Origin of the sequence: Terasakiella sp. 4MB5A, from assembly GCF_050058155.1 — a bacterium.
In the GTDB taxonomy this organism is placed as follows: Bacteria; Pseudomonadota; Alphaproteobacteria; order Rhodospirillales; family Terasakiellaceae; genus Terasakiella; species Terasakiella halodenitrificans.
The window spans coordinates 1,569,785-1,584,516 of the sequence record NZ_CP188815.1; the positions used below are offsets into that span (position 1 = coordinate 1,569,785).

General features: G+C 47.7%; 13 protein-coding genes. 12 read left to right on the forward strand and 1 reads right to left on the reverse strand.

The features are described from left to right. The first annotated feature begins 119 nt into the window (after positions 1 to 119). From ACI0FF_RS07285 to ACI0FF_RS07315, 7 genes are all read left to right on the forward strand, one after another. Entirely contained in the window at positions 120 to 488 is a 369-nt protein-coding gene (locus ACI0FF_RS07285; RefSeq protein WP_419799446.1) for a hypothetical protein, read from the forward strand. 101 nt (positions 489 to 589) lie between these two features. Then, positions 590 to 2,659, forward strand: coding sequence for a TonB-dependent receptor (locus ACI0FF_RS07290; RefSeq protein WP_419799447.1), 2,070 nt, complete (start codon positions 590 to 592; stop codon positions 2,657 to 2,659). Next, the gene (locus ACI0FF_RS07295; protein WP_419799448.1) at positions 2,659 to 3,915 is read left to right on the forward strand and encodes a hypothetical protein; all 1,257 of its coding nucleotides are present in this window, start codon (positions 2,659 to 2,661) and stop codon (positions 3,913 to 3,915) included. Before ACI0FF_RS07290 ends, ACI0FF_RS07295 begins: the two co-directional genes overlap by 1 nt. A 10-nt stretch (positions 3,916 to 3,925) precedes the next feature. Further along, a complete protein-coding gene (locus ACI0FF_RS07300) occupies positions 3,926 to 4,414 on the forward strand; it encodes a TlpA family protein disulfide reductase (RefSeq protein ID WP_419799449.1) in 489 nt (162 codons plus the stop codon). Next, positions 4,411 to 5,166 carry an energy transducer TonB gene (locus ACI0FF_RS07305; RefSeq protein ID WP_419799450.1) on the forward strand — a complete coding sequence of 252 codons (756 nt, stop codon included), beginning with the start codon at positions 4,411 to 4,413 and terminating at the stop codon, positions 5,164 to 5,166. The genes ACI0FF_RS07300 and ACI0FF_RS07305 overlap by 4 nt, the downstream gene beginning before the upstream one ends. 14 nt (positions 5,167 to 5,180) lie before the next feature. Beyond that, on the forward strand, positions 5,181 to 5,801 hold the full coding sequence (locus tag ACI0FF_RS07310) for a MotA/TolQ/ExbB proton channel family protein (protein ID WP_419799451.1): 621 nt from the start codon (positions 5,181 to 5,183) through the stop codon (positions 5,799 to 5,801). 1 nt (position 5,802) lies between these two features. Beyond that, positions 5,803 to 6,216 (forward strand): ExbD/TolR family protein, encoded by a 414-nt coding sequence (locus ACI0FF_RS07315; RefSeq protein WP_419799452.1) that lies wholly within the window; start codon positions 5,803 to 5,805, stop codon positions 6,214 to 6,216. Here the strand turns inward: ACI0FF_RS07315 and ACI0FF_RS07320 are convergent. Next, positions 6,213 to 8,948 carry a cation-transporting P-type ATPase gene (locus tag ACI0FF_RS07320; protein ID WP_419799453.1) on the reverse strand — a complete coding sequence of 912 codons (2,736 nt, stop codon included), beginning with the start codon at positions 8,946 to 8,948 and terminating at the stop codon, positions 6,213 to 6,215. The genes ACI0FF_RS07315 and ACI0FF_RS07320 overlap by 4 nt on opposite strands. Before the next feature lie 253 nt (positions 8,949 to 9,201). Here ACI0FF_RS07320 and ACI0FF_RS07325 point away from each other — a divergent pair, with 253 nt between their 5' ends. The 5 genes from ACI0FF_RS07325 (at position 9,202) to ACI0FF_RS07345 (ending at position 14,721) form a co-directional block, all read left to right on the forward strand. Next, on the forward strand, positions 9,202 to 10,680 hold the full coding sequence (locus ACI0FF_RS07325) for a sigma-54 interaction domain-containing protein (RefSeq protein ID WP_419799454.1): 1,479 nt from the start codon (positions 9,202 to 9,204) through the stop codon (positions 10,678 to 10,680). Between the two features lie 241 nt (positions 10,681 to 10,921). After that, positions 10,922 to 12,103 (forward strand): substrate-binding domain-containing protein, encoded by a 1,182-nt coding sequence (locus ACI0FF_RS07330; RefSeq protein ID WP_419799455.1) that lies wholly within the window; start codon positions 10,922 to 10,924, stop codon positions 12,101 to 12,103. A gap of 92 nt (positions 12,104 to 12,195) precedes the next feature. Then, a complete protein-coding gene (locus ACI0FF_RS07335; RefSeq protein WP_419799456.1) occupies positions 12,196 to 12,972 on the forward strand; it encodes an ABC transporter ATP-binding protein in 777 nt (258 codons plus the stop codon). After that, entirely contained in the window at positions 12,965 to 13,693 is a 729-nt protein-coding gene (locus ACI0FF_RS07340; RefSeq protein ID WP_419799457.1) for an ABC transporter ATP-binding protein, read from the forward strand. Before ACI0FF_RS07335 ends, ACI0FF_RS07340 begins: the two co-directional genes overlap by 8 nt. Further along, positions 13,690 to 14,721, forward strand: a complete 1,032-nt coding sequence (locus ACI0FF_RS07345; RefSeq protein ID WP_419799458.1) for a branched-chain amino acid ABC transporter permease — start codon at positions 13,690 to 13,692, stop codon at positions 14,719 to 14,721. Before ACI0FF_RS07340 ends, ACI0FF_RS07345 begins: the two co-directional genes overlap by 4 nt. Positions 14,722 to 14,732: the final 11 nt, after the last annotated feature.

A 14,732-nucleotide genomic window follows, 5' to 3' on the forward strand; every position in this document is an offset into this window, starting at 1 on the left:
ATAAAATTAACAAACGTCAATTGTAGAAGGCTTTAAAATAGGTTACATAGTTTTTTATGTTGAACGCTAACAGAAATAGAAAAATAAAAAAAATGGGCCTTTGGGTAACAAAAGGAACCATGCGGCTTTTTATTTTATCTATTTTGATGGTTCAAATTGTCGTCCCTTTAATTACATCTGCGCCTGTAAATGCCAAAATCGATAGTGGCATTGGGGGGGAATATACGGTCATTTGTACGGCGAATGGTTTGAAACTTGTTCGTGTCAGTGATGGTGCCGAGTTCCCTGAAGATGAAAACCAGGCAGAACATTGTCTGAGTTGTCGGATTGCTTTGTTGGGGTTTTCTTTACCCAAAGCAGACGACTTGATTACCACATATGTAATTTATGAAGGTGAACAGCAAATTGTCGAGATTGATGCCGGGACAATCCCACAAGGCCGCATCGTTACCGACAATACGGCACGTGCACCCCCTCGTTTTGTCTAATTATCAAAAAAATAAATAACGAGATATCTACTCGATGAATGGCGTTTGCCTCACTGCGTGGATGTTCTCAATTTGATTAAAAGACAATTGGGGTAATCTAAATGACGACGTTTTTTGCGGCGCGTAGTTTGCGCGCATACTTGCTTGTTTCAAGCGCTTTTGTACTCTGTTCAAATTCTGTTTTTGCTCAAAACAATATTACATTGGAAGAAGTGACCGTTACCGGTACACGGGAAGCTCAGCCTAAAGCAGAAGTTTCCACGACGATTTCATCTGTTGATGAAGAAGAAATCCAAAATATCAAGCCACAGCACCCAACAGAAGTTATTGGTCGCGTTGCCGGTGCGCATGCCGCTGTTACCGGGGGGGAAGGGCATACGATGGCTATTCGTCAGCCGATTTCGACCAGTCCGGTATATCTTTATTTAGAAGATGGCATTCCGACGCGTTCAACCGGGTTTTTTAACCATAATGCGCTTTATGAAATCAACGTTCCGCAATCTGGTGGTGTTGAAATTTCTAAAGGGCCGGGGTCATCTTTACAGGGCAGCGATGCCATCGGTGGGGTGATCAATGTTTTGACGCGCGACCCTTCGCTGGAAGAAGAGATCAATATGTCTCTGGAATATGGTTCTTTCGGTTTTATGCGGGGTATGGTTGATTACGGCAATAGTTCGGAAAATGATGGCGTGCGTGCTTCTGCCAATATGACCCATACGGATGGTTGGCGCGATTCAACAGCTTATGATCGTCAGGCAACAACCGTTCGATGGGATCACTTTGTTGATGATGCCTCTAGTGTAAAAACAATTTTTTCGGCGTCCAATATCGATCAGGAAACCGCAGGCTCTTCACGCTTAAATCGACAAGACTATGAAAATAGTCCAACAACGAACTACACGCCGATTTCATTTCGTAAAGTGAGAGCCTTGCGTTTTTCCAGTGCGTATGAAACGGAAACAGTTGATAGTCTGATGTCTTTGACGGGCTATTTGCGCTGGAATGAAATGGAGATGTTGCCAAACTGGAGCTTGGGCTACGATCCTGTTATTTATAAAACCGGGCATAGTTCTGTCGGTTTGATGAGCAAATATCGTAAAGATTTTGAACCGATGCGCACCCGTCTTGTTGTTGGTGCTGATCTGGATTACAGCCCCGGACAGCGTGATGAGTCAAAGGTGACGCGCACGAAAGTGGGGAACATATACACCAGCTATACGGTCGGGGATCAAATTTATGATTATGATGCGACGTTTATGTCCGTCTCCCCTTATGCGCATGTGGAAACGTCACCAACTGATAAATTGCGTGTGACTGGTGGTTTACGTCTTGATGCCATCCGTTATGAATATGACAACCACTTAAGTGTGGTGACAACGGGTAATTGGCGTCGCCATGATGACAATACGGTTAATTTCCTGCATTTGAGCCCAAAAGCGGGTTTAACATACGAATTTTCACCTGAACTTAACGGGTTTGCCTCTTATAAACATGCCTTTAGAGCACCATCGGAAGGCAATTTGTTTAGATCCGGTAAGGCGGCAGATTCCATCCATCTGGATCCTGTGAAAGTCGATAGTTATGAAATGGGGGTACGTGGGAAACCGACACAAGATTTAAGTTATGAATTGTCTGTTTATTACATGAGCAAACAAGATGACATCTTGACCTATAACGATGGGGTGAACCGATATCAAACCAATGCCGGTGAAACTTTGCACAAAGGGATTGAAGCGAGTATCGGATATCGCTTGACGGAGGAATGGAAATTCAATCTGGCTTCCTCGTATGCGAAACATACCTATGAAAAATGGATGCCGTCTACAACTGTTGACTATTCTGGTAAAGAGATGAAATCGGCACCGCGTTGGATTAATAATGCGACCTTAAACTATACGCCGCGTCTTTTGCCTGAATTGAACCTAGAACTTGAATGGGTCAATTTGGGGGAATACTGGATGGATGAAGCCAATACGACAAAGTATGAAGGTCACCATCTGTTTAATTTACGCGGTGCTTATAAAGTCACTGAAAACTTTAATGTTTTTGGCAAGGTGATGAACTTGACGGATCGTCGTTATGCAACGGCGGCCTCGTTAAACGGCACGACGGAAGAGTTTGCACCGGGCTTACCTCTATCTGCGTTCTTGGGTATTGAGGTTAAATTCTAATGTTGCGCAAATTGATATTTGCAGCGCTTTTCTTGTTGTTGGGGATGTCTGTTGAGGCAGCTTTGGCCGCAGGTGGGGCACAGCAGCATGGTGGAGGAGGGCAGGAGCCCTCCTTCAACCATTGTTCAAAACCGGAAAATTCACCGTCTTTATTATGTGCAAATGTGCCCACCCCCTATATCGCGCCGGATGGCTCACTGTGGCTTATATGGGCAGAACATGGGCATGTTTATGTCGGGCATCGCAAAAATCCCGCAAGTGGTAGTTTTGAGAAAATTACCCGTATTACAAAACAAGTACGCCAACTGGATATAAATGGGGAAAGTCGCCCTAAAATTGCGGTTGGACCTCAAGGGGGCGTGTATCTCACCTTTACTGCAAAAGGGGAGAAAAAATATACAGGTGTGGTTTATTTCGCGCAGTCCCAAGATGGGGGCAGCAGTTTTTCATTACCGCGAATGATCAGTGATGAGGAACGACCAAGTAGTCAACGTTTTGCGACATTAGGCGTTAATAAACAGGGACGGATCCATATCGCATGGCTGGATAAACGAGATTTGTTTACTGCCAAGAAGGCGAAAAATAACTATAGCGGTTCTGCCATGTATTATGCCTTTTCGGATGATCGAGGAAACAGTTTTTCCGCCAATAAAAAGGGGATGGATCACAGTTGTGAATGTTGCCGAACAGCGATGGATTATGATTTGGACGATAATCCTGTGATCATATGGCGGCATATTTTCGGCAAGAATTTCAGAGACCATGCCATGTTGAAAATCACGGCGGATGGTACGGCTGAAAAAATGGAACGGATCAGCGAAGATGATTGGGCAATTGATGGCTGCCCCCATCATGGACCAGATATTTCGATCTCTGCATCCGGCATGCGTCATGTGGTTTGGTTTACTGATGCGGATAAACGCTCAGGCCTGTTTTATGCCCATCAACAAAAACAAGGCGTGATGTTTTCTGCACCAATGGGGTTTGGCAATCCAGACAATCAAGCCGCTCACCCTCAGGTTCTTTCGGTTGATGAGACTTTATATGTCGTATGGAAAGAATTTGATGGGGATAAAAGCAGTGTCCTTTTGATCAAATCAATTGATGAAGGACAAAGCTGGTCTGCACCGATACCCGTCGCAACAACAAAAGGTGCATCGGATCATCCCTTCCTGATTAAAAATGATAAGGGGCTGTATCTTTCGTGGGCAACGGCCTTTGAAGGATGGCAACTCTTTACGCTTGCACAAAGATAGGGAGGGGAAGATGAAAAAACAGATTATTCTCCTTTCTTTGCTTTGTGTTTTTGTTCTGGGCGGGCGTGCAAGTGCGGCTGATTTGCAGGAACGTGCCTTTGACGAGACAAGCTTTCAGAAAATTTTGCATAAGGAAAAGGGACGTCCTCTCATCGTGAATTTCTGGTCATATGATTGCGTGCCCTGTCTGGCGGAAATGACTGAGTTTGATCATTTTACACAACAACATGATGATGTGATGTTGACATTGGTGTCCACGGACCCGTGGGATCAAATGAAACGTATCCGACGAACCTTGGCAAAATATGGACCACAAAGGTTTGAATCTTGGGTGTTTGCGCATGCATTCATTGAAAAAATTCGTTTCAGTGTGGATCGCAAGTGGCGGGGGCAATTGCCCCGGACTTATCTTGTCGACCCCGATGGAACGCGACATAGCCTGACAGGGGCGGTCGATGGGGATCGCCTCGATCAATGGTATAGAGGGTTTTCAAAATGATGGCAGTGGCAACTTCTCCGTCGTTTATGGCGCATGAATTCCGGTTGCCATTTGCATCGTTCTTGGCTCTTTTGGGGCATGTCTTGGTCTTGGGTGCCCTGTATTTCATCCCAAAACCAGAGATACAGGCACCCGTGCCGTTAAGCGGTTTTGAAATGGTGGAATTACCGTCACCAACTGTTATGCCTCAGCCTGTTGTACCTGAGTTGGCCCCCGTTGATCAGCCATTGGAAATGCCACCTGAACCGGAAAAGACAGTTGCAGTGGAACCGGAGGTGCCGGACGAAATTGTCGTGGAAAAAAATATCGAGAAGGTCACCGAACCGATTGCGCGGGTTAAGGTGATGGTCTTGAAGAAGCCAAACCCGCCAAAAGTTGCTCGTCCTCCCCAGAAGCCTGTTCAACAGCCTGTCGTGAAAAAATATCCGGTTAAAATACAGAAGGTGTCGGCTCCGGCTTTGTCGTACATCCCGCCGAATGCGCATGTGTCTTATCTGCGTAATCCAAAACCATTTTATCCCCGCATGGCACGCAAAAGAGGGATGGAAGGTATTGTCCTGCTGTCTGTTTCTGTGAGCGCTAAGGGATTAGTCTCTGCTTTATCAATTAAAAAATCTTCAGGGTTTGCTTTGTTGGATAATGCCGCAAAAGAAACCGTCAAAAAATGGAAATTTCAGCCCGCGCAAAAGGGGTTGAAGGCCGTCAATGCTGTTGTCGATGTCCCTATTCGCTTCTCATTGAACGCAAAATGAAAGGAAGTTTCTAAATGTCTGGAACTGATATGTCCTGGTTTGCCTGGTGGAGTGAGGCCGACTGGATTATTCGTAGCGTTTTTATAATATTGGTCCTGTTGTCATTGGCGAGTTGGACAATGATGATCCAGAAGGTTTTTCAATTTAAAAATATTTCGAAATTTGAAAGGCTTGTCCGCCAATATCTTTTGGGGTCAAATTCCCCCCGGACCCTTGTTTTACATCACCCGGCGCATGTACCCTCTGTTCATCTAGCGGAAGAACTTCCCGATCATGCGGAGTTGTCGGAATTGAATGAATTTGCCGGGCAGATTTTACGCGAGAAAAAACTGGATTTGGAAAGTGGGCTGACTTTGTTGGCAACTATTGGCAATTCGGCCCCCTTTATCGGATTATTCGGTACGGTCTGGGGGATCATGCACGCTTTGCAAGCCTTGGGTGGTGTTGAGCAGATTTCAATGGATATGATTGCCGGACCTGTCGCCGAAGCATTGGTGGCAACTGCTGTGGGTTTAATGGCCGCTATTCCTGCGGTGATTGGCTATAATTTCTTGCTTCGTAAACTGCGTCGATTAAATGCCTTGATTGATGGCAATGCGGTTCGGATCGTTAATCATTGGGGCAGGGGAGGTTGATATGGCACTTGGTGGAAATGGATCAGATCCAGATCAGCCTCTGTCTGAAATCAATGTAACCCCTTTGGTTGATGTGATGTTGGTACTGTTGGTGATCTTTATTGTGGCGGCGCCTATTATGTCGCAGGCGTTAAGGGTGAACTTACCCAAAGCCAATGGTGCCCCGGAAAATGAACCAATTGTCGCGTCATTGATTGTCAGAGCCAATAACCAGTTTGAATTGGATGGGGTGATTTATCACAAAGCAGACCTGATGCACGCCCTTAAGGCTGTTAAGGAGAGTAAGGGAGAGAAAATGGTTGTCCGATTAGGCGCAGATGCTGACCTGCCATATCAATTGGTTGCAGATGCGCTTTCCGAGCTTAAAAAAGCAGATATATCCAGAATATCGTTTGCCACGGCCTCACCTGATTAAGGTTTGTGCGTAGATTTCGGAAGGCAGGGACTTTGCAATCGCAAGCGGATTTGTTTTTCCGTTTCGATCAATACAAACAAGGTTACCCCCACACCGATAATCAACACTCCGTCCCAGAAAGGAATAGGCTGTGTCGCAAAAATGGTTTGTAAAATGGGTAGATAGGTCATGGCAAACTGAGCCATAGTCACAATCGTAATTACTAGCCAGACCATTTTCGTCCCTCGGACAGCTTTCCATGTCAACGATGTGCCGTGAATATTGCGGATGAAGAAAAGATGGAAAATTTCCATAACCACCAAGGTATTCAAGGCAATGGTTCGCGCCAGTTCAACCGAATATCCTTGTTCGATCGCATAATGATACATCCCAAACACCCCGCATATGAACAAGGTTGAAACCAGTATGATATGCCAGACCAGATGGCCTTGTAACAGCGCCTCATCACGCGGGCGCGGGGGGCGGCGCATGGTGTTTTCTTCTGTTGGTTCAAACGCCAATGCAATCCCCAAGGTCACTGCTGTAATCAGGTTGACCCATAAAATCTGAATGGGTGTAATGGGCAGGGTCATTCCCAAAAGCAAGGCAACCACAATCGTCATGGCTTCGCCCCCATTTGTCGGCAAAGTCCAACTGATTACTTTTTTGATATTGTCATAGACGGTACGCCCTTCACGTACCGCCGCAGCGATGGAGGCAAAATTATCATCAGCCAGAATAATTTCAGCAGCTTCTTTCGCGGCTTCGCTCCCTTTCTGTCCCATGGCAATCCCGGCGTCCGCGCGTTTTAAGGCTGGGGCATCATTTACCCCGTCTCCGGTCATCGCCACTGTCATGTCATGCGATTGCAGGGCCATGACCAGACGCAGTTTATGTTCTGGACTGGTACGTGCAAAGATATCGCAATCCAGTACGGCCTGTTTCAGGTCCGCATCCGACATATTATCAAGGTCGGCACCGCTGAGAACCCGTTCTGCATTTTCAAGACCGATTTGCCTGCCGATTGCACAGGCCGTCTGGACGTGATCCCCGGTAATCATCTTTACCCGAATACCGGCTAAACGGCATTCAGCGACAGCGGCGACCGCATCGGGGCGGGGTGGGTCGATCATCCCCACCATACCCAGCAAAGTTAAATGCCCATTAATATCGTCATACTCCAGAACCGTATGTTCTGGCTGTACAGATTTAAGCGCAAAGGCCAGTACCCGTTGGCCTTGCCCGGCAATGGCATCGGCTTTTTTCAGCCAGTCGGTTTTGTCCAGTTGTTCAATCTGGCCGTTATCTCCACGTTGATCACGGCACATGGCCAACACTTCTTCCGGGGCACCTTTGACAAAGATAAAAGCATGGCCATCATGGTCATGGTTCAAAGTCGCCATAAAACGATGTTTGGAATCAAAAGGAATAGCATCAGTGCGCGTCCATGTGGCTTGTTCACTGCGGGCACAAACATCCATTTTCCCGGCCAAGGCCAGTAAGGCCCCTTCCATCGGATCACCTTCTACTGTCCAGACATTATCGCGTTCACGCAAAGCCGCATCGTTGCACAGGACAGCCGCGCGTGCGATTTCTTCCAGTGCGCTATGTTGCATCGGGGAAACCGCAATATCTGCCAGTTTCAAAATACCTTCGGGGGCGTAACCTTCCCCCTCAATGGTAAAGTGATGTTTATTGATCAGGGCTGAAACCACCAGCATTTCATTGCGTGTCAAGGTTCCGGTTTTATCCGAACAGATTACCGACACCGATCCTAATGTTTCAATGGCCGGTAGTCGGCGCACAATGGCGTTGCGTCGTGCCATACTCTGCACCCCGATGGCCAATGAAATCGTTAAAACAGCGGGTAAACCTTCGGGAATCGCGGCAACAGACAGGCCGACCACTGCCATGAATATACTGGTAAAATCATAATGAGCGACGGCGTAGCCGAACGCCAGCAAAATGGTTGCAGCCAACAGGATAAACACTGTCAGCCATTTGGCAAAAACCGCCATTTGTGCCACGAGTGGTGTCGTGAGTTTTTCTACATTAGACAACAGTCCGCTAATACGTCCTATTTCAGTCTCGCCAGCGGTCGCAATGACAATGCCTTTGGCCTGCCCCGCTGCCACCAATGTGCCGGAAAAGGCCAGACAGGTGCGATCCCCCAGTGTGACCTCTCCCGTTACCGGCGCAGTACTTTTTTCCACTGGTACAGATTCTCCGGTCAGGATGGCTTCCTGTACTGTCAGGCCATGGGCGCGCAATAAGCGCAGATCGGCTGGAACCTTGTCACCGGCCTCCAACAGGACGATATCGCCAGGAACTAAAGCTTCCCCGGCCACGCTGGTGCGCTCATCGTTGCGAATAATATTTGCACGTGGGGCGAGCATTTGGCGGATGGCATCCATCGCTTTTTCTGCCTTGCCTTCCTGAATATGACCGATGATCGCATTGGTGAGGACAACAGCGAGAATAACGCCCATATCCAACCAGTGTCCCAGAAACGCTGTAATTACAGCCGATCCCAGCAAGACATAAATCAGGATATTGTGAAACTGTAGAAGAAAACGCATTATAGGATGGCGCTTTGCCGCTTGTGGTAAGCGGTTGGGGCCATACTCAGCCAAGCGATTTGCGGCCTCTTCATCGGTCAATCCAGACGAAGTGCTTTGAAGTTCAAGGATCACGGCATCCGCCGGTTTAGCGTGCCAAGCAGTCATATTTTGTACAGGAACAGAATTCGGCATTTTCCCCACTCCCCTGTCACGCAAATAGCCTTACATCATATGTGATTGTGCAGGGCAATTGACATATTTATAATATAACAGAAAGAACGGGATACCTCTTAATACTATTTCATGGAATTATGAGTATAAGCGCCATTTTAAAGCTGTGATGTAAAAATGCATGGACTTTGTTTAGAACGTGGACGTAATGTGGCGCGGTATTTGCATTTAAAAACATATAATTATAAACAGGTAGGCGCAAAGAGACTGTAAGATGGCGGATCCGTTCCAGTTTTTCTTTCGACTGAAAAAAGTCGAACAACCAAATATTGAGGGCGAAATCCGGTTAAAAGCCGCACGCACGCTTGTAAAGGTCTTTGATGATCTTTACGAAGGGGCGTTTGCTGTGGATACGTCGTGCAGGCTTATCTGGATGAATGACAAATTCAAGGCCTTGATTGGTTGGAATGGGACAGAACCACTAGAAGGCCGTGATTTGGTAGATATTTTGCCTCATACGGATATGAAGCGGGTCATTGAAAAGGGCCAGCCGGACCTGATTGATATTGTCGATCTGGGCGAACGCCAAATCACGATTTCACGTATTCCTTTAAGTGATGATAATGATCAAATCGTTGGGGCGATGGGGGTTATTCTATTTGATCGCTTGAATGCTCTTAAGCCGTTGGTTTCACGCTTTCAGAATATGCAGAATGATTTGAAAAGGGCGGAAAAAGAACTGGCAGCCACCCGTCAGGCAAAATACCGTTTTTCAAACTTTGTCGGAAATGCCAAAGGGGTTCAGGAGTTGAAACGTCAGGCGCGCCGTGCCGCAGAACGTGATGTTCCGGTCTTGTTATTGGGCGCGACAGGGACGGGGAAAGAGCTTTTGGCTCACGCAATCCATCACACATCAGCACGTTCCAAAGCGTCAATGGTTCGAATTAATGTATCAGCCATACCCGAAGGGTTGTTGGAAGCTGAATTGTTCGGTACGGCCTCGGGCGCTTACACAGGGGCATCTAAAAAAGATCGTCTGGGCAAGTTTCAATTGGCAGATGGCGGGACGCTGTTTCTGGATGAAATTGGTGATATGCCTGCCAGCCTGCAACCCAAGCTGTTGCGTGTGCTGCAGGAAGGGGAGCTGGAACCTGTTGGATCAAACAAGGTGCAATCGGTTGATGTGCGTGTCATTAGTGCGACCAGTCGAAATCTTGAGGAAATGGTGCAAAATGGGGACTTTCGTGCCGACCTTTATTATCGTTTAAATGTCGTGCCTTTAATCGTGCCATCTTTAAAAGAACGGCCGTCGGACTTACCGCGCTTATGTGATGTGTTGCTGGATCATATTGGGGAAGCAACAGGCCAGCCTACGCCGACTTTAGCAGATGAAGCAGTTGAGCTTTTGAAGCTGTATGACTGGCCCGGAAATGTTCGCGAACTGCGCAATATATTGGATCAGGCCTGCGCGCGCTTTGATGATGATATACTGGATGAAACTCACATTATCGAACTAATTCCCAGTCTTGCAAAACGCCAGAAGCATATTCAGGCCGTGACTGATAATGCGGGATTTGATCCGCTGCCGGAAGGCAAGAAGTTGAAAGAGGTTTTGGCTGACATTGAACGTCAGGCTTTAATTAAAGCCTTGGCGGAAGAAAATAATGTGAAATCCAGAGCGGCAAAAAGGTTGGGGATTTCTCGCGCACAGTTTTATGAAAAGCTGACCTCTTTTGGCATACTGTCTGATTAACCGGACAATATACCAGTGTATGATTTTTGGACATCCATTTTTAAATCCAATTAAAACAATTGTTTATAATGTTTATTCAAGGTGACTGTCTGATGATCCGGACAGTTTGGGAGCAATTGAACAATGCTTCAAATCTGTATCTCGGTGACAAAATGGCAGATATGGGCTCTTTTTTAAATCTGGCACACCTTTTGCCTTTAAGGGGATAGTCATAAAAATATTATTTAATAGGGAGCCTAAAATGAAGTTGCCACATTTTGCCGTGGCGCTGGCCTGCGCCGTAGGTCTAAGCGTTCAAGCACAAGCTGCTGACCCGATCAAGATTGCCCATGTGTATGGGAAGACAGGCCCGTATGAGGCTTATGCCAAACAATCTCACACGGGATTGATGATGGGGCTGGAATATGCCACAGGTGGGACCATGGAAGTAAATGGTCGCAAAATTGAAGTCATTGAAAAAGATACCCAACTCAAACCGGATCTGGGTAAAGCCCTGCTGGCAGAAGCCTATGCCGATGACGAAGCTGACTTGGCGGTCGGTCCGGTGTCTTCAGGTGTGGCGCTTGCCATGTTGCCGGTTGCGCAAGAATATGAAAAGCTGTTGCTGGTCGAACCCGCTGTTGCTGATTCCATTACAGGCGAGAAATGGAACCGTTATATTTTCCGCACGGGTCGTAACTCGTCACAAGATGCAATTGCCAACGCGGTTGCACTGGGGCAGGACGGTGTGAAAATTGCCACATTGGCGCAAGATTATGCTTTTGGCCGTGACGGTGTTGCCGCCTTTAAAGAAGCCTTGCAAAACACAGGGGCCGATTTGGTCTTTGAAGAATATGCCCCGCGCGATACCAAAGATTTCACGGCGTCTGCACAACGTCTGTTTGATGCGTTGGATAAAGAAGAAGGGCGCAAAATTATTTTTGTGATCTGGGCAGGTGCCGGGAACCCGATGGGTAAGATTAAGGCCATGAACCCGGAACGTTTCAATATTGAACTGGCTACAGGGGGCAACATTCTGGCGGTTATGAAGGCGTTAAAGCCGCTGCCGGGGATGGAAGGTGCGACTTACTATTACCATGATATTCCACAAAATGATGCGAACAAGTGGCTGGTGAGCGAACATAATAAACGTTTTGACAGCCCGCCAGATTTTTTCACCGCCGGTGGTATGACAGCGGGCATGGCCGTTGTTGCTGCGCTTAAAAAAGCCGGTTCAACTGATACGGATGATCTTATTTCAGCCATGGAAGGTATGGAGTTTGAGACACCGAAAGGCAAAATGATGTTCCGCAAAGAAGATCATCAAGCCTTGCAATCCATGTATCACTTCAAGCTGAAAGTTGATCCGAATGTGGAATGGGCTATCCCGGAATTGGTGCGTGAAATCTCGCTTGAGGAAATGAACGTTCCCATCCGCAACTAAGACGACCATTGTGTCACTCCCCAGAAAGAGGAGGGCGCCTGACCCACGCGTTTTCCTCTTTCTTCCCTTTTTTCTAACTTTGGAAAAATTCGATGACAGGTCAAGAACATCCCGTCCTGCGCACTGACGGTCTGACCGTTCGTTTCGGCGGTCATGTGGCGGTCAATAACGTCACGGCAGAATTTCAACGCGGCACATTGACTGCAATTGTAGGTCCCAACGGTGCCGGAAAGACAACCTTTTTCAACCTGATCTCCGGTCAGTTAAAAGCCACGGCAGGGCACGCGTTCCTGAACGAGGAGGATATTACCTCCTTGCCCGTTTCCGAACGCACGCACAAAGGATTGGCCCGTGCATTTCAACTGACCAATCTGTTTTCAAACCTTACCGTGCGTGAAAATGTGCGCTTGGCGGTACAAAGCCGTGCCGGGATCGGTTTGAATATTTTTATGATGGCAGATCGTCATCGTGAACTAAACGAAAAGGCGGATCATTTTCTCGCTCGTGTCGGTTTGTTTGAGCAGGCTGATGTCGTGGCTGCGACATTACCGCATGGCGGACAGCGTAAACTTGAAGTCGCCCTGATGCTGGCCCTTGAACATGACGTTCTTATGTTTGACGAACCGACCGCAGGGATGAGTGTGGATGAAGTACCCGTCATTCTGGACCTGATCCACGAGATTAAGGCTGATAAAAACAAAACGGTCTTGATGGTGGAACATAAAATGGATGTGATCCATTCATTGGCGGATCGCATTATTGTCCTTCACAACGGATTTCTGGTTGCTGATGGCGAACCAAAAGAGGTTATGTCCTCCCCGATTGTACAGGAAGCTTATTTAGGGACAGGAGTTGCCGATCATGTCTGATCAACTTTGTCTAAATTTACAAGGTGTACATACCCACATTGGGCACTATCACATTCTGCAAGGGGTGGATATGGCTGTTCCGCGTGGGGGGGTCACTATGTTGCTGGGGCGAAACGGTGCGGGTAAAACGACGACTATGCGCACGATCATGGGATTGTGGCAGGCAAGCCAAGGCCGTGTGACCTTTAACGGTAATGATATTACGAAAAAGGAAACTCACGATATCGCCAAAGGCGGTATTTCCTACGTGCCGGAAGATATGGGTATCTTTTCTGCACTGAGTGTCAAAGAAAATATGATACTGGCGGCGCGTACAGGCGATATGGATGAAACACGCCTCGACTGGATTTTTCAGCTCTTTCCAGCGATGAAAAAATTCTGGAACTGGCCGGCGGGTAACCTGTCCGGTGGGCAGAAACAGATGCTGGCAATTTCACGGGCGGTAATTGAACCCAGTAGTTTGCTGTTGGTGGATGAGCCGACCAAAGGTTTGGCCCCGGCAATCATTGGTGCGTTGACCGAAGCCTTTATAGAATTGAAACAAACCGACACCACAATCTTGATGGTGGAGCAGAATTTTCAAATGGCAAAAACCATCGGTGACACCGTCTGTGTCATGGATGATGGACGGGTTGTTCATAGTGGCAAAATGTCTGATTTGGCCGAAAATGAACAGTTGCAGGAACAACTGCTGGGCCTGAGTATGGGGGCACATCAATGAGTACGAACGAGAACGGGTTGAGCGCATCAAGCGCGCCAAAATTTTCGGTTCTGTCCGAACGGAACCTGCCTTTATTGGCGACGGCGATTGTCTCGCTGGGGGCACTGGCCTTGATCGGTCAGATGGATACATGGGTGACCTTGACCCTTGCCGGATTGGCGATGGGAATGATGATTTTCGTTATGGCTTCGGGCCTGACGTTGGTTTTCGGCCTGATGGATGTGTTGAACTTTGGTCACGGGGCATTTATTTCGCTTGGGGCCTTTGCTGGTATTTCAGTGTTACTGATGTTGCCGGGGTGGACCGGGGCCGACATTGCCTTTTTGAATATTGCGGCGATTTTGCTGGCTGTCGTGGCCGCGATGGGCTTGACCGGGCTTGCCGGCTATGTCTTTGAACGGGTGATTGTCAAACCTGTGTATGGGGATCACCTGAAACAGATTTTGATTACGATGGGCGGTCTGATTGTGACCGAACAATTGATATATGTGCTGTGGGGACCGGATGAAATTACCATTCTACGTCCGTTGGCGCTGCAGGGGTCTTTCACCTTTGGTACAATTGCGATTGAAAAGTTCCGTCTGTTAGCGGTTGTTCTGGGCTTGATCATTTTCTTTGCCATGCGCTGGACACTGAATGGCACCCGTCTGGGGCTTGTGATCCGCGCAGGTGTGGAAAATCGCGAAATGGTCAGTGCGCTGGGTTATCGTATTTCCATGGTCTTTATTTTGGTTTTTGTCGCAGGTTCGGCCTTGGCTGGATTTGGTGGTGTGTTATGGGGGCTTTATGAAGAAGTCGTGACGGCACATATGGGCATGAATGTCATGATCCTGATCTTTATCGTTGTCATTATCGGGGGGCTTGGGTCCGTGGAAGGGTGCTTTATCGGTGCCTTAATGGTTGGCTTGCTGGCGAACTACACGGGCTATCTGGTGCCGAAAGTGGCGTTGGGGTCCAACATTCTGTTGATGGTCCTTATTCTGATGTGGCGTCCGGAAGGATTGCTGCCGGTCAATAAAAGTCGATAGGGGGCCTGATT

Bases quoted from the DNA above. Each gene is read 5' to 3' on its own strand.
- ACI0FF_RS07345 (WP_419799458.1), top strand. From the start codon at position 13,690: ATGAGTACGAACGAGAACGGGTTGAGCGCATCAAGCGCGCCAAAATTT.
- ACI0FF_RS07305 (WP_419799450.1), top strand. From the start codon at position 4,411: ATGATGGCAGTGGCAACTTCTCCGTCGTTTATGGCGCATGAATTCCGG.
- ACI0FF_RS07330 (WP_419799455.1), top strand. From the start codon at position 10,922: ATGAAGTTGCCACATTTTGCCGTGGCGCTGGCCTGCGCCGTAGGTCTA.
- ACI0FF_RS07340 (WP_419799457.1), top strand. From the start codon at position 12,965: ATGTCTGATCAACTTTGTCTAAATTTACAAGGTGTACATACCCACATT.
- ACI0FF_RS07285 (WP_419799446.1), top strand. From the start codon at position 120: ATGCGGCTTTTTATTTTATCTATTTTGATGGTTCAAATTGTCGTCCCT.
- ACI0FF_RS07315 (WP_419799452.1), top strand. From the start codon at position 5,803: ATGGCACTTGGTGGAAATGGATCAGATCCAGATCAGCCTCTGTCTGAA.
- ACI0FF_RS07335 (WP_419799456.1), top strand. From the start codon at position 12,196: ATGACAGGTCAAGAACATCCCGTCCTGCGCACTGACGGTCTGACCGTT.
- ACI0FF_RS07310 (WP_419799451.1), top strand. From the start codon at position 5,181: ATGTCTGGAACTGATATGTCCTGGTTTGCCTGGTGGAGTGAGGCCGAC.
- ACI0FF_RS07300 (WP_419799449.1), top strand. From the start codon at position 3,926: ATGAAAAAACAGATTATTCTCCTTTCTTTGCTTTGTGTTTTTGTTCTG.
- ACI0FF_RS07320 (WP_419799453.1), bottom strand. From the start codon at position 8,948: ATGCCGAATTCTGTTCCTGTACAAAATATGACTGCTTGGCACGCTAAA.
- ACI0FF_RS07295 (WP_419799448.1), top strand. From the start codon at position 2,659: ATGTTGCGCAAATTGATATTTGCAGCGCTTTTCTTGTTGTTGGGGATG.
- ACI0FF_RS07290 (WP_419799447.1), top strand. From the start codon at position 590: ATGACGACGTTTTTTGCGGCGCGTAGTTTGCGCGCATACTTGCTTGTT.
- ACI0FF_RS07325 (WP_419799454.1), top strand. From the start codon at position 9,202: ATGGCGGATCCGTTCCAGTTTTTCTTTCGACTGAAAAAAGTCGAACAA.